10 protein-coding genes are annotated in these 14,199 nt (G+C 69.9%); 8 read left to right on the top strand and 2 right to left on the bottom strand.

Features of this window, described 5'->3' with window-relative positions:
• Positions 1 to 94: 94 nt before the first annotated feature.
• Positions 95 to 1,507, top strand: a complete 1,413-nt coding sequence (locus LHP98_RS09645) for a phosphomannomutase (protein ID WP_227252323.1) — start codon at positions 95 to 97, stop codon at positions 1,505 to 1,507.
• 48 nt (positions 1,508 to 1,555) lie between these two features.
• Entirely contained in the window at positions 1,556 to 3,694 is a 2,139-nt protein-coding gene (locus LHP98_RS09640; protein ID WP_227252322.1) for a methyl-accepting chemotaxis protein, read from the top strand.
• 153 nt (positions 3,695 to 3,847) lie between these two features.
• Here the strand turns inward: LHP98_RS09640 and LHP98_RS09635 are convergent, their stop codons facing one another.
• Positions 3,848 to 4,741, bottom strand: a complete 894-nt coding sequence (locus LHP98_RS09635) for a LysR family transcriptional regulator ArgP (protein ID WP_227252321.1) — start codon at positions 4,739 to 4,741, stop codon at positions 3,848 to 3,850.
• 155 nt (positions 4,742 to 4,896) lie between these two features.
• Here LHP98_RS09635 and LHP98_RS09630 point away from each other — a divergent pair, with 155 nt between their 5' ends.
• From LHP98_RS09630 to LHP98_RS09610, 5 genes are all read left to right on the top strand, one after another.
• The gene (locus tag LHP98_RS09630) at positions 4,897 to 5,289 is read left to right on the top strand and encodes an ACT domain-containing protein (protein ID WP_227252320.1); all 393 of its coding nucleotides are present in this window, start codon (positions 4,897 to 4,899) and stop codon (positions 5,287 to 5,289) included.
• The gene (locus tag LHP98_RS09625; RefSeq protein ID WP_227252319.1) at positions 5,282 to 5,884 is read left to right on the top strand and encodes a LysE/ArgO family amino acid transporter; all 603 of its coding nucleotides are present in this window, start codon (positions 5,282 to 5,284) and stop codon (positions 5,882 to 5,884) included. Before LHP98_RS09630 ends, LHP98_RS09625 begins: the two co-directional genes overlap by 8 nt.
• A gap of 22 nt (positions 5,885 to 5,906) precedes the next feature.
• Positions 5,907 to 6,806, top strand: coding sequence for a DMT family transporter (locus tag LHP98_RS09620; RefSeq protein ID WP_227252318.1), 900 nt, complete (start codon positions 5,907 to 5,909; stop codon positions 6,804 to 6,806).
• An 84-nt stretch (positions 6,807 to 6,890) separates the two neighbouring features.
• On the top strand, positions 6,891 to 9,230 hold the full coding sequence (locus tag LHP98_RS09615) for a DUF2793 domain-containing protein (protein WP_227252317.1): 2,340 nt from the start codon (positions 6,891 to 6,893) through the stop codon (positions 9,228 to 9,230).
• A 100-nt stretch (positions 9,231 to 9,330) separates the two neighbouring features.
• A complete protein-coding gene (locus tag LHP98_RS09610; RefSeq protein WP_227252316.1) occupies positions 9,331 to 10,635 on the top strand; it encodes a UDP-glucose dehydrogenase family protein in 1,305 nt (434 codons plus the stop codon).
• On the opposite strand, the gene LHP98_RS09605 is transcribed toward LHP98_RS09610, so the two are convergent.
• The gene (locus LHP98_RS09605; protein WP_227252315.1) at positions 10,636 to 11,565 is read right to left on the bottom strand and encodes a glycosyltransferase; all 930 of its coding nucleotides are present in this window, start codon (positions 11,563 to 11,565) and stop codon (positions 10,636 to 10,638) included.
• Positions 11,566 to 11,714: 149 nt separating this feature from the next.
• Between LHP98_RS09605 and LHP98_RS09600 the strand changes: the two genes are divergently transcribed.
• The gene (locus tag LHP98_RS09600; RefSeq protein WP_227252314.1) at positions 11,715 to 14,117 is read left to right on the top strand and encodes a M10 family metallopeptidase C-terminal domain-containing protein; all 2,403 of its coding nucleotides are present in this window, start codon (positions 11,715 to 11,717) and stop codon (positions 14,115 to 14,117) included.
• The last annotated feature ends 82 nt before the right edge of the window (positions 14,118 to 14,199 follow it).

Below are 14,199 nucleotides of genomic sequence, written 5' to 3'. Positions count from 1 at the left end.
TCGCGCGAAAACCGGCTCGCTGCGGCAGGGTTGCCAAATGCCGCCCGCCGGCCTTAGCTGACGCTGGCGACCCGCGGCACGAAAGGCCCTGCTCATGGCTCCGAAATTCGGCACCTCCGGCCTGCGCGGACTGGTTACCGAGCTGACGCCGGACCTGGTCGCCGACCACGTCCGCGCCTTCCTGCGCGCCTGCCCCAATGGCGGCGGCCTGCACCTTGGCCGCGACCTGCGGTCAAGCTCGCCCGCGCTGGCCGATGTGGTGGCCCGGACCGCACGCAGCGAGGGCCTGCCGGTCACCGACTGCGGCGCGCTGCCCACCCCGGCGCTTGCCCTGGCCGCGCTGAATGCCGGGCAGGCCGCGATCATGGTCACCGGCAGTCATATCCCGGATGACCGCAACGGGTTGAAGTTCTACACCCCCGAAGGCGAGATCACCAAGGCCGACGAAGCAGCGATCCTGTCGGCGCTGGGCGCCGCGCCGGCCCGGCTTTCCGCGACGCTGTCGGCGGATGAAAGCGCGTGCGCGCGCTATGCCGCCCGTTATTCCGGTGCATACGGCGGCGCACTGATCGGGCTGCGGGTGGGGGTCTGGCAACATTCCTCGGTCGCCCGCGACCTGCTGTGCGAGGTGCTGTCCGCCTGCGGTGCGCAGGCGGTTCCGCTGGGACGTTCGGACCGGTTCCTGCCGGTGGACACCGAGGCGATCGAGCCGGAATGGCGAGACATGTTCGCCGCCTGGGCGGCCGAGCATCGCCTTGACGCGCTGATCTCGACCGACGGCGATGCCGATCGGCCGCTGATGGCCGACGAGACGGGACAGGTGATCCCGGGCGACGTTCTGGGCGCGCTGACCGCCGAGGCGCTGGCGGCCGAGACCGTCGTCACCACCGTCTCGGCCAACACCTGCATCGACCTGACCGGCCGGTTCCGGGTGATCCGTACCCGGATCGGTTCGCCTTACGTCATCGCCGACATGGCGCCCGAGCGGATCGGCAACGCGCGGGTCGTGGGCTATGAGCCGAACGGCGGCTTCCTGCTTGGCTTTGCCGCCCGCGGCCCCTGTGGCCCGATGCCGCAGTTGCGAACGCGCGACTGTCTGTTGCCGCTGCTTGCGCCCCTGGCCGAAGCCCGCGCCCGCGGCCTTGCCGTCTCGGCGCTGGCCGCCAGGCTGCCGGCCCGCTTCACCGCCACGGCGCGGCTGCAGGGGGTCGAGCCGGCGGTGGCGCGTGCCTTCCTGGCCGGGGTCGAGGCCGATCCGGCACCGCTTCTCGCCGCCGCGGGCCTGCCCGCGCTGAAGGGGATCGACCGCACCGACGGCTGGCGCGGCACCGCCATCGGCGACGACATCCTGCATCTGCGCCCCTCGGGCAACGCGCCCGAGTTCCGCATCTATGCCGAGGCCGCGACCGCCGCCCGCGCCGAAGACATCGCCGCGCGCGCCTGTGCCGCGATTGCCCGGGGGCTGGACCAGGCGCCGCCCCGACCGGACGCATTCACCGCTTCCTAACTTCTGGCGCGCAGCATTCCGGCACTTTCGCAATCCGGGGTGGTGCCCATGCGCCCGTCAATCTCTTTCGTCCTGTTCGGCATCGCCCTTGCGGTCAGCCTTTCGATGCTGGCCCTGCTGGCATTCTCCTACCACACCGAAGGCCGGCGCGATGCGGCCGAGCGGCGGTTTCAGCAGGCCGCCGAACTGGACACCGCGCTGGACGAGATCGACCTTCACCTTGAGCAGGCCCGCCGCATCGAAATGGAATTCCTTGTCGACGCGGACGAGGACAAGCTGGCGATCCATGCCCAGGAACTGGTCGACCTGTCCCAGTCCATGACCCGGGCGCAGACCCTGATGGCAGAGATCGGCACGATGGAGGAGGAGCGGGAGCTGCTGGCCTTCCTGGCCGACCTGACGGCCACTTACGGCACCGTCTTTTCCGACATCATCGAAAGCACCCGCCGTCTGGGTCTTGACCCCGAGTCCGGTCTTCAGGGCGAGTTGCGGGGTGCCATTCACACGGTCGAGGCCTCGCTTGAACAGATCGGCAACCCGGCGATGCAAAGCAAGATGCTGATGATGCGCCGGCATGAAAAGGATTTCATGCTGCGCGGTACGCCCGAGTATTTGGACGAACTGAACGCGCGCGTGGCCGAGTTCAGGGCGTTTCCGGTAACCAACTTCAGTTCGCTCGCACAGCGGTCAGCGGTCCTTGGCCAGCTTGACGCCTACCAGACCGCCTTTGCCGCCTTTGTGGACGAGACCCTTGCCGGGCAGGGTCTGCGCCAGGACATCACCGACCGCCATGCCGAGGTCAAACCCGTTCTTGAGTCGCTGAAAGACACGCTGCACGGGCATATCATGGCGATCCGCGACGCAGCCGACGCAGAGCTGGCCTTCGCCAAATCGACCCAGATCGGCGTGACGGCTGTGCTGACCACGCTGTTCATGCTGTGCGGCGGCATCGTGGCGATCGGCATATCGCGGCCGCTGCGGGCGATCTCGCGCGCGCTGGACGGCATGCGGAGCGGCGACTTCGACCGGCCGCTCATCGCCTCGCGCATCCGCGAGTCAGCCGCCATCGGCGCCGCGGTTGGGTTGTTCCGGTCCGAGCAGCAGCAGCGCGAGGCTTTCATGCGCGAGCTTGCCCGCGTGATCGAGTCCTGTGCCGCGGGCGATTTCTCGCAGCGTCTGCCCGAGGCCGAGGCCGCCGGCCCGCTTGCCGACCTGGCCCGCGGCGTCAATGCCATCGGCGAGGCTGCGCAAGGCGGCCTGGGCGACGTGCAGCGCGTGCTGCGGGCGCTGGCCGAGGGCGATCTGACCGTCACCATGCCCGCGGGCCATGTCGGAGTGTTCCAGGAAATCTCGGTCCAGATTGCCGCGCTGACCGCCAATCTGGTCGAGGTGCTGCGCCACCTCGCCATCAGCAGCCGGACGTTGAACCACACCGCGCACGAAATCGCTGCCGCGATGGAGGATTCCTCGATGCGCGGCCAGTCATCCGCCGCCGCCGTCGAGGAATCGGCGGCAGCGTTGAAGATGCTGACCGACACCCTGCGCGACGCGACCGCAACGGCGCGCTGCGCCGAGGCCGCGGTGGCGGATGTCGAAGCCCGGGCACAATCGTCGCGCGTGGTGGCCGATCAGGTGATGGGGGCGATCCACAGGATCGAGGAATCGTCCCGGGCAATCGGCAAGATCACCGACCTGATCGGCACCATCGCCTTTCAGACCAACCTTCTGGCGCTGAACGCCGGGGTTGAGGCGGCCAGGGCCGGAGAGGCGGGGCGCGGTTTCGCGGTCGTCGCCTCGGAGGTGCGGGCGCTGGCGCAGAGCACCGCCAAGGCGGCGGCCGAAATCACCGCACAAATCCGCGCCAGCGAGACCCAGGTTGCCGACGGCGTTCGCCTGGTAATGGATTCGGTCAGCGTGCTGGGCCAGATCGAGACGGCGGTGGCCGATGTCGTCGTGAAGGTGGGCGAGATCATCGCGCACACCCAATCGCAGGCGACCAGCATCGACGAGATCGCCGGCGCGGTCGGCTCGATTGACGGCGACATGCAGCGCAATACCGCGGTGCTGGACCAGACCTCGACTTCGGGGCGCGGCCTGAATGGCCAGGCCGACCTGCTGGTCCGCCTGGTCGATCGCTTCCGCCTGCCGGATGAGGCCGCGGCACCTTTGCAGTCGGCGGCCGCCTGAGGCCTGGCGGGTGCGTGGGCGGCTGATGCCTGAATTCGGCGCCCTGCGGTCAGCACCGGCCCGGAGACCGGCCAGGGCGGCCTTGGCGCAGGCGGTATTTCGGGCGGGCTGAGGGGTGGTTTTCGGGCGGTCGTCCGCCCCCGAAGGCCGGCTTCACAGTCTGGCCGGGGACACCAGCGCCCTGCCAGCCTGGGCCCGAAGCGCATGTGTAAGCGGGTCCAGCGCCGGGGCGACGAGGCGGGTGAACTGCCAGTAGAGCGGCACGTCGAGCGGCGTGTCGGGCACCAGTTCGACCAGCCGGCCCTCGGCCAGAGGCAGGGCCACCAGAGCCTCGGGGTTCATGCCCCAGCCAAGGCCCAGCAGGCTGGCCTCGACGAAGCCCTGGGTCGAGGCGATTCGGTGGGTCGGCAAGCTGCCGGGTCGGGTGGAGCCGGTGACGCGGGCGGACCAGCGGTCCTGCAGCCGGTCGCTGTCGGAGAAGCGCAGCGAGGGCGCGCGGGACAGCGCCTGGGAAGTGACGCCATCGGAAAACCAGCGGGCGGCGAAGCCGGGGCTGGCGGTGGCACGGTAGCGCAGGGCGCCCATCGCCAGACTGTCGCAGCCCTGCACCGGGCCGGGGTGGCCGGTCAGGGCCGCAACCACCTCGCCCCGGCGCAGCCAGTCCTGGCTGACGTCCTGGTCGTCGATCACCAGATCGAACAGGAACCCGGGCACTTCGGCCAGTACGGGCAGGATCCAGGTCGCCAGGCTGTCTGCGTTGACCGCGATGCGCAGCGTCGCGCTGTCGCGCGTCTGGGCCGGCAGGTCCTTGGCCAGGCGGGATTCCAGCAGCAAGACCTCGTCATGGTGGCGGATGAGGCGCAGGCCAACGGGCGTGGCCACGCAGGGCTGGCCGCGGCGAAGCAAGAGGGTGCCGACGGTTTCCTCCAGCGCCTTGATGCGTTGCGACACCGCCGAAGGCGTGACGTTCAGGCTGGCGGCGGCCAGATCGAAACTGCCGCGGCGGTGGACGGCGGCCAGGGCGGCCAGCTGGGCGGGGTCGAGCATGGCGGTGTCTCGCGGTGGCCGGGGGTTTGCTGCTGGTCCCCTCGCGGTATCGGGCCCGAGCTGAAGATTAGCCGGCCTTATGATGGCAAAGGAAGATTAATTCGCCTTGGTCGATGGGCGACGCTACCAAGGGGCAGTCACAAGAAGGGACGGGCATGACGGGCGAACGCGACCTGGGGAGGCTTCTGGCAGGGATGAGGCCGGAACTGAGTGCGATGGACTGGGGGTTCGCCTGCGCGGACCGTGTCCCTGAGGCGGTGCAGCCCTTTGCCGTGGTGGCCGAGGACGAAGGGCTGACGCTGGTGGCGCCGATGGACCGGCTGCGGCAAGCGGGGTTGCAGCCACAAGGCCCGATGGCCCGCATCACGCTGCGCGTTCATTCTTCGCTGGTGGCGGTCGGCCTGACCGCGGCGGTGGCGGGCGCGCTGGCGGCCGAGGGGATCAGCGCCAACGTCATCGCGGGGTTTCACCATGACCACATCTTCCTGCCCGCGGCGCAGGCCAGGCAGGCGATGCAGGTGCTGGACCGGCTGTCGCGGAATGCTTGAAGCCGTCGTTGCGGGGTATCTGACCAGCCTGAGCCTGATCCTTGCGATCGGGGCGCAAAACGCCTTTGTGTTGCGACAGGGCCTGCGGCGCGAGCATGTGGGCGCGGTGGTGGCGGTCTGTGCGGCGTCGGACGCGCTGCTGATCGGGGCCGGGGTTGCCGGGTTCGGCGCCGCTTCCGAGGCGCTGCCCGGGCTTGCCGAGCTGGCGCGCTGGGCGGGAGTCGGGTTCCTGGTGGTTTATGGCGGCTTGCGGTTCCTGGCCGCGCGCAAGGGGGGCGAGGCGTTGCGGCCGGCGCCCGATGCGCAGGCTCCGCTGCGCCGGGTGCTGGCGATCTGCCTGTTCCTGACCTGGGCCAACCCGCATGTCTATCTGGATACGGTGGTGCTGCTCGGCTCGATCAGCGCTCAGTACGCGCCGCATGGGGTGGCTTTCGGGCTGGCGGCTGCGGCGGCCTCGTTCAGCTTCTTCGCCGCGCTGGGGTTTGGCGCGCGCCTGCTGGCGCCGGTGTTTGCCAGCCCGCGGGCCTGGGTGGCGCTGGAGATCGGGGTGGGGCTGACGATGTGGATCATCGCGGCGGGGCTTGCGTTTTCCTGACGCCCGGTGTGGAAGCGCCGGCATGACGGATGCAACCGACCAAGGGCGGCCTCTGGCGGGGGCGGCGTGGATGCTGGCCTCGGGACTGGCCTTCGTGGGGGTGAACGGGGTGGTCAAGCACCTGGGCACCGAGTTGCCGGCGGCGCAGGCGGCGTTCATCCGGTTTGGCTTTGGCGTGGTGTTTTTCCTGCCGATGCTGCGGCCGATCCTGCGCAGCCGCTTTCCAGCGCCGGTCTGGCGCCTGTTCGGTTGGCGCGGCGTGCTGCATGTGGCCGCGGTGGTGTTCTGGTTTCACGCCATGGCACGGGTGCCGGTGGCCGAGATGTCGGCGATTGCCTTCCTGAACCCGGTCATCGTGCTGGTTCTGGCCGGGGTGCTGCTGGGCGAGCCGCTGGGCCTGCGCCGGGCGATGGTTGTCGCGGCGGCGCTTGCGGGGACGCTGATCGTCCTGCGCCCCGGCTTTCGCGAGGTGACCGAGGGGCACCTGAGCCAGATCGCGGCCACGGTCTGCTTCGCCTTCAGCTACCTCTTTGCCAAGCGCCTGAGCCTGATCGCCCCCGCGGGGGTGGTGGTCGCGGTGATGTCGGTCAGCGTCACGCTAGGCCTGCTGCCGCTGGCGCTGTGGGTCTGGCAGCCGGTCGGGGCGGTGCAACTGGCCTGGCTGGCGGTGGTTGCCGCGCTGGCCAGCTTCGGACACTACGCCATGTCGCGGGCCTTTGGTGCCGCGCCGCTGTCGGTCACCCAGCCGGTGACCTTCCTGCAGATCCTGTGGTCTGCGGCCTTGGGGGCGCTGGCCTTCGGCGAGGCGGTGGACCCCTGGGTGATTGCCGGCGGCGCGCTGATCGTCGGCGCGGTCAGTCTGAACACCTGGGCCGAGGCGCGAACCGGCCGGGCGGCGCTGCCGACCGGTGTTGCGCCCTGAGGCCCGGCGGCGCGCGGTCGGGTTACCGGGCCTTCAGCACGCTCTCCTAGGGTCGCGCGTCAAGGCGTTCCCGCGGAGGTTTTCATGGCAGACGACACCACCATCCTGGGGCTTCCCCTGATCCTGCCCAATCAGGCGCAAAAACATGTCACCCACAACGAGGTGCTGGGGGTGCTGGATGTGGTCGTGCAATTGGCGGTGATCAGCCGGACGCTGACCCTGCCGCCGGCGCTGGCCGGGATCGGCGACCGCTATATCGTGGCCGCCGGCGGGCAGGTCGAGTGGGCCGGGCAGGACGGCAAGGTCGCGGTGATGACCGAGACCGGTTGGCAGTTCCATACCGCCCGCCCCGGCTGGACCGCGCAGGTTCTGGCCGAGGGCCGGCCGGTGGTCTGGACCGGGTTGGGCTGGGCAGTGCCGGCGGGGGCCGACGAGGCCAGCTTCCAGCGCCTCGGCGTCGCGGCCACGCCGGATGCGACGAACCGGCTGGCGGTGTCTTCGGCTGCGACGCTGTTGACCCACGCCGGGGCCGGGCATCAACTGAAGCTGAACAAGGCGGCGGCGGGCGACACCGCCAGCCTGCTGTTCCAGACCGGCTTTTCCGGCCGGGCCGAGATGGGCACGGCGGGCGCGGACGACTTCTCGGTCAAGGTCAGCGCCGACGGGTCAAGCTGGTTCAGCGCCCTGACCGCGGCGGCGGCGACCGGCGAGGTGACGCTGCCGCAACCGCTGCACCTGGGCGGCCAGGCAAGCGACCCCGCCGCCCCGGCGGACGGCACGATGTGGCTGAACACCACGACGGGCGAGGTCAAGCTGCGCACCGCGGGCACCACCATCGTGGTCGGCACCGGCGGCAGTGGCGGCGGTGTCAGCGACGGCGACAAGGGCGACATCACGGTCAGCGGCACGGGCACGGTCTGGTCCATCGACGCCGCTGCCGTCTCGCTGGACAAGCTGGCCGATCTGGCCAGCGGGTCGATCCTGGGCCGCGCGACGGCGGGCGCCGGCACGCCCGAGGCGCTGACGGCGGCACAGGTCAAGGCCCTGCTGTCGATCGGGGTGGCCGATGTGGGCAGCCTGCAGGCCACCCTTGACGGCAAGCAACCCTTGGCAACGGTGCTCACGAACACCACGGCCAGCTTCACCGTGGCGCAGGAGACGAAGCTGGCCGGCATCGCCGCCGGGGCCAATGCCTACGTCCACCCGAACCACAGCGGCGATGTCACCTCGACCGGGGACGGAGCGACCGTGATCGCGGCGGCAGCGGTGACCAATGCCAAGCTGGCCAATGTCGCCACCGCAACGCTCAAGGGGCGGGCCACGGCCGGGACGGGCAATCCGGAAGACCTGACCGGCACGCAGGCGACCGCCCTGCTGGACACCTTCACCAGCGGCGCCAAGGGTCTGGCCCCGGCCTCGGGCGGCGGAACGACCAACTTCCTGCGCGCCGACGGCAGCTGGGCCGCGCCGTCCGGCGGCGGCGGCGGTTCCCCGGGCGGGGCATCCGGCGAGGTGCAATACAACAACGGCGGCGCCTTCGCCGGAGCGGCCGATGTCGAGATCGAGGGCGGCCAGTTGCGGCTTCCGGTGATCTCCGCTCCGGCCGCACCGGCGGCCGGCGGTGTCAAGCTGTTCGGCCGCAATGTCGGCGGGCGCATCCTGCCGGCGATCATGGGGCCGTCGGGACTGGATTCGTCGCTGCAACCGCTGCTGGCCCGCAACAAGGTGGGCCTCTGGGTTCCGCAGGGCAATGCCAACAGTGTGACGGCGCTGGGGCTGGCGACCCCGACCGCGACCGGAACCGCCACGGCCGCAAGCGTTGCCACGACAAACCTGCACACGATGATGCGCCGGATCGACTATCTGGTCACCACGGCGGCGACCACGGCGGTGGCCGGCTTCCGCTGTGGCGGCAACCAGTTCGGCATCGGCGGCACGGCAGCCGCGCTTGGCGGGTTCCTTTACGTCTGCCGCTGGGGCAATGCGACCGGCGGCGCGACGGCAACGCACCGGGCCTTTGTCGGGTTGCGCAACTCGACCGCGGCGCCGACCGATGTCGAGCCTTCGAGCATTGTCAACATGGTCGGCATGGGGTGGGACGCTGCGGATGCGAACGTCCAGGTCCTGCACAACGACGGGTCCGGCACCGCCAGCAAGATCGACCTTGGGGCGGCGTTCCCGGTTCCGACCGCCGACCGGTCGAGCGTCTATGAACTGGTGCTGTTCTCACCGCCCGGCACCACGCAGGTGCTGAACTATGAAGTCAACAACCTGGTCACCGGGGCGACCGCCAGCGGCACCGTCACGACCGACATTCCGGCTGCCGCCACGCTGTTGAACCTCTACGGCTATGCCAGCGTCGGCGGCACGTCTTCGGTCATCGGCATCGCGCTGATGAGCTGCTACATCGAAACCGACTACTGAGTGCAGCGCCGGCTTTTCCACGGCCCCGACCGGGCGGTGTTTGACAGATCCTGTGGCGGTCCTCTAAGTGGGGCCGCCATATGTCTGGGAAGGTGCCGAAATGCGGATCGCGATGATCGGGACAGGTTATGTCGGCCTGGTTTCGGGGGTGTGTTTCTCGGACTTCGGGCACGAGGTCGTCTGTGTCGACAAGAACCCCGAGAAGATCGAGCGGCTGCAGGCCGGCGAAGTGCCGATCTACGAGCCCGGGCTTGAGGCGCTGATGGCCAAGAACGTCGCCGCCGGGCGGTTGAGTTTCACCACCGACATCGCTCAGGCGGTGGCCGGCGCCGAAGCGGTGTTCATCGCCGTGGGCACGCCGACGCGCCGGGGCGACGGCCACGCCGACCTGAGCTACGTGATGGCGGCGGCCGAGGAAATCGGCCGCGCCTTGACCAACTACGCGGTGGTGGTGACGAAATCCACGGTTCCGGTGGGCACCAACCGCAAGGTGGCCGAGGCGGTGCGCGCCGCCAATCCGGGCGCGGTGTTCGATGTCGCTTCGAACCCGGAGTTCCTGCGCGAGGGCGCGGCGATCGACGATTTCATGCGCCCCGACCGGGTGGTGATCGGGGTCGAGGGCGACCGCGCGCGCAAGGTGATGGCAGAGCTTTACCGCCCGCTCTCGTTGCGCGAATTCCCGGTGGTCTATACCGGCCTGGAAAGCGCCGAGATGATCAAGTACGCCGCGAACGCCTTTCTGGCGACGAAGATCACCTTCATCAACGAAATCGCCGCGCTGTGCGAACGGGTCGGGGCCGACGTCAAGGCGGTGGCCAAGGGCATGGGGATGGACGGCCGGATCGGGTCGAAGTTCCTGCATGCCGGGCCGGGCTACGGCGGGTCGTGCTTTCCCAAGGACACCAAGGCGCTGGCCCGGATCGGCCAGGACCACGCGGTGCCGATGCAGATCGTCGAGACCGTGATCAAGGTCAACGAAGAGGTGAAGCGGCGGATGGTCGCAAAGATCGAGGACCTCTGCGACGGGGTTCTGCGCGACAAGACCATCGCCATCCTGGGCGTGACCTTCAAGCCCAACACCGACGACATGCGCGAGGCGCCGTCCCTGACCCTGGTCCCGGCTCTGGTCGGGGCGGGGGCCAAGGTCCGGGTCTGCGATCCGCAAGGCAAGCACGAGGGCGAGGCGCTGCTGCCGGGAGTGAAATGGGCCGACAACGCCTACCAGGCGGCACAGGGGGCCGACCTGGTGGTGATCCTGACCGAATGGAACGAGTTTCGCGCGCTGGACCTGGGCCGGCTGGCCAGAAAGATGGCGGTGCCGCGCCTGGCTGATCTGCGCAACATCTATGATCCGGCCGAGGTTGAGGCCGCGGGTTTCGAACGGTACGCCGGCGTCGGGCGCTGATCAGACCCGTCCGAACAGCGCCGCGGTCTGCATCAGGGCCTGTCCCCCGCGCGACGCGCGGCCGATGCCGGCGGCTGCCAGCGCCCTGGCCCGGTGCAGTCCGGCCGGCGGGGCGGCAAGGTAGGCCGTCAGCGTCTGCCGCGCCGGTGCGGTGAGCAGGGTTTCGACGCGCGCCAGTGCCTGCGCCTGCGCCCGCATCGCGCCGCCCCACCGCCCCGAGGCCAGCATCGCCAGCCGCCGCAGCGCCGCCCGCGCATCGCCGCTGCCGCCCAGTTCGTTGCCGCCATGCTGGCGATACAGCGCCACCGGCAGCGGGTCGAGCAGCAGCCGCCCGCCGGCCCCGGCGACAAGCTGGTAAAGAAACCAGTCGTGATAGGCGATGCCGCGCGCACCATCAGGCCCCAGCAGGGCCAGGGCCTGCCGCACCAGCGCAAGTGCCGCGGAGTTCAGAACCAGGGTGTGGCCGCCGAACAGGTTCTGCACCAGCGCATTGCCAAAGCCCGGCTGCGCCCCCGGCGCCCTGGAACGGCGCAGCGGCCGAAGGCCGGCGTCGCACAGCAGGCTTTCGGCGGCATAGAGCGCCGGCCCCGGCGCCGACCCCAGCCGCCGCAGGGCGCGGGCGAGCTTGCCCTTCAGCCAGACGTCGTCCTGGTCGGCCAGCGCCACCGGGCCATCGGGCAGGTCAGGATGCGCCAGCGCGGACAGGAAGTTCGCCGCCGAGGTTCCGGCACAGGGACCCCGGGTCAACCGCAGCGGACGCGGCAGGGAGAAATTGGCCAGCACGTCGCGGGTGGCATCGGTCGAATCGTCGTCCGAGACGAACAGCGACCAGTTCCGATGGCTTTGCCAGGCCAGGCTTGCCAGCTGCGCCGGAAGATGTGCCGCGCCGTTTCGGGTGGCCATGACGATGCTGACGTGATCCTGCGCCATGCCCCTGTCCTGCCGCCGAAAGGTGAAGATTTCGCGCATATTCGACCGGCATTGCAGCGAAATGCCCGGTTTGCGCCGCGGTTTCTGCCCGCCCTGATCGGTTTTGCCCGGCAATCCTGACCGCTGGGGAACATGTGGCGGGGGCCGGGGTGTATTCCTTTCAGACGATCGAGACCTTCCTCGACGCACCGCTCAACATGGTGTCGGGGATCGACGACCTGCTGCTGACGGTGCAGGGCGGCACTGTGATGCTCTACTCCATCACCCGCGCGGGTGGCGGCGTTCTGGCGCTTGAGATCGACGCCGGCATGACGCAGGTCGGCATGATCAGCCTGGCCGCAACCACCATCCTGCCCGCCCCGGGCACGCTGGACCTGATGCCCTTCGCCGGCCAGACGGTTCTGGTCACCTCGGGGGCGAACCAGGCTCGCACCCTGACCTACCGGCTGGAGACCGACGGGACATTCGACCGCTGGATTCGACCGATCGGCAGCCTGGCCGGGGTGATCTCGGCCGAGACTTGGGTGCAGACCGGCGGGCAGACGTATTTCTACGGGGCACGGGCCAACGACGGGTCGATCCACGCCTTCAGCTGCGGCCAGGACGGTACCATGACCTTGCTGCAAGAGCTGGAGGCCGGCCCTGACTTGCAGGGCATCGACATCCGCAAGATGACCGCCGTCAGCATCGGCGGCCAGCCCTACGTCATTGCCTTGTCGCTGGCCGGGGACCGGGTGACCAGTTACGCAGTTGGCGCCGATGGCCGGCTGACCGAGGCGGGACGCATCGGCGCCGCGGCCGGCCTGGGCATGTCTGACCCGACCGCGGTCGCCGCCATCGAGTCGGGCGGGCGCAGCTTCCTGGTTGTCGCTTCCGCCTCGTCCTCGTCGCTGTCGGTGCTGGAGATCGCGGCGAACGGGCGGCTGAGCGTGACCGACCATGTGATCGACACGCTGGACACGCGGTTCGCCGGCGTCTCGGCGGTGGCGGCGGTCAACCTGGGCGACCGCGCCTTCGTCGTGGCGGGCGGCGGCGACGGGGGCTTGCACCTTTTCGCGCTGCTGCCCGATGGCCGGCTGGTGCTGACCGCCACGCTTCTGGACACGCCCGAACTGGCGCTGGAGGCGATCACCGCGCTTGAGGCGCGGGTGGTGAACGGCCAGATTGAGGTCTTCGTGGCGGGCGAGGGCACCGGAATCTCGCGTCTGCGGCTGGACCCGGGGGCATTGGCGCCGACACTTGCGGGCACGGCGGGCGCGGACAGCCTGACCGGCGGGGCGGCGGGCGACCTGATCCTGGGCGGCGCGGGCAACGATGTGCTGGCGGGCGAGGCGGGGGCCGACATTCTGGTCGACGGGGCCGGATCGGACACGCTCTCTGGCGGTGCAGGGGCCGATGTCTTCGTGCTGGACGCCGATGGCGCGACCGACCGCATCGCCGACTTTCAGGTCGGCATCGACCGCATCGACCTGTCGTCCTGGGGCCGGGTCCATGATGCGGCCGACCTGACCATCACCCCGACCGCCACCGGCTGCACCGTCGGCTGGCGGGGCGAGGTGCTGGAGATCTTCTCCTCGAACGGTCTGCCGATCCTGGCCGCCACGCTGGCGCGCACCACCCTGTTCCCGCTGTGGCACGAACCGCCCGCGCGCACAAATGCCGACGGCCGATTCATCGGCACCGAGGCCGCCGACCTGATCTATGGCACCGCGGGGGACGATGTCTTTCTGGCTTCGCCCGGGTCCGATACCATCGACGGCGGCGAGGGCCGCGACCTAGTGGACTTCTCTGCGCTGAGCGTGGGACTCTCGGTCAGTCTGTCCGAGGCCCAGGCCGTGCCGATGGCAGTCGAGGCGACCGGGCAGCCGGTCTATGTCGCGATCGAGGACCTGGCGGGCACCCGCTTCGCCGACACGCTGACCGGAAACGCCGTGAACAACCTGCTCTTGGGCAACGACGGCGCGGACATGTTGCTGGGTCTGGCCGGCAACGACCAGTTGTTCGGCGGCGAGGGCAACGACACCCTGCGCGGCGGCGCCGGGGCCGACCGGCTGGACGGTGGCAACGGCAAGGATTTTGCCACCTACTCCGATGCCTCGGCCGGGCTGCGGGCCGACCTGTCGTCGCCCGGCACCAACACCGGCGACGCGGCGGGCGACACGTTCCTTGCCGTCGAGAACCTCGCCGGGTCGCAGTTCGCCGATGTCCTGATCGGCGACGCGGGGGCGAACGTGATCACCGGCAACGGCGGCGCCGATGTGATCGAGGGCCGCGGCGGCGACGACCAGCTGCTGGGCGGCGCGGGGGCAGATGTCTTCGTCTTCAATGGTGGACGCGACCTCGTGCTCGACTTCGAGACCGATATCGACGCGATCCGGCTTGATCCCGGTCTCTGGGGTGGCGGGGCGCGCAGCATCGCCGATGTCCTTGCCCCCGAGAACGTCATCCTTGGTGCCGGTTCGGTCACGCTGGTCTTTTCGGCCGAGGACCGGCTGGAGATTCGCGGCATCACCGACCCCATCCTGCTGTTCGACGACCTGCTGTTCGGCTGACCGCGCGAAAGCGGCAGCGTTAACCATATGTTGACAGGCTCGGGTGCCAATTGTACCCGCTTGGCCCGGGGGCAGAATTGAC

The sequence above is a fragment of the Rhodobacter sp. Har01 genome, from assembly GCF_020564565.1.
GTDB lineage: Bacteria > Pseudomonadota > Alphaproteobacteria > Rhodobacterales > Rhodobacteraceae > Pseudogemmobacter.
The sequence above is the reverse complement of the archived record's forward strand: the minus strand, read 5'-3'. Positions and strand labels throughout refer to the sequence as shown.

Bases quoted from the DNA above. Each gene is read 5' to 3' on its own strand.
- LHP98_RS09630 (WP_227252320.1), top strand. From the start codon at position 4,897: ATGACGGGCGAACGCGACCTGGGGAGGCTTCTGGCAGGGATGAGGCCG.
- LHP98_RS09640 (WP_227252322.1), top strand. From the start codon at position 1,556: ATGCGCCCGTCAATCTCTTTCGTCCTGTTCGGCATCGCCCTTGCGGTC.
- LHP98_RS09615 (WP_227252317.1), top strand. From the start codon at position 6,891: ATGGCAGACGACACCACCATCCTGGGGCTTCCCCTGATCCTGCCCAAT.
- LHP98_RS09605 (WP_227252315.1), bottom strand. From the start codon at position 11,565: ATGGCGCAGGATCACGTCAGCATCGTCATGGCCACCCGAAACGGCGCG.
- LHP98_RS09620 (WP_227252318.1), top strand. From the start codon at position 5,907: ATGACGGATGCAACCGACCAAGGGCGGCCTCTGGCGGGGGCGGCGTGG.
- LHP98_RS09610 (WP_227252316.1), top strand. From the start codon at position 9,331: ATGCGGATCGCGATGATCGGGACAGGTTATGTCGGCCTGGTTTCGGGG.
- LHP98_RS09635 (WP_227252321.1), bottom strand. From the start codon at position 4,741: ATGCTCGACCCCGCCCAGCTGGCCGCCCTGGCCGCCGTCCACCGCCGC.
- LHP98_RS09645 (WP_227252323.1), top strand. From the start codon at position 95: ATGGCTCCGAAATTCGGCACCTCCGGCCTGCGCGGACTGGTTACCGAG.
- LHP98_RS09625 (WP_227252319.1), top strand. From the start codon at position 5,282: ATGCTTGAAGCCGTCGTTGCGGGGTATCTGACCAGCCTGAGCCTGATC.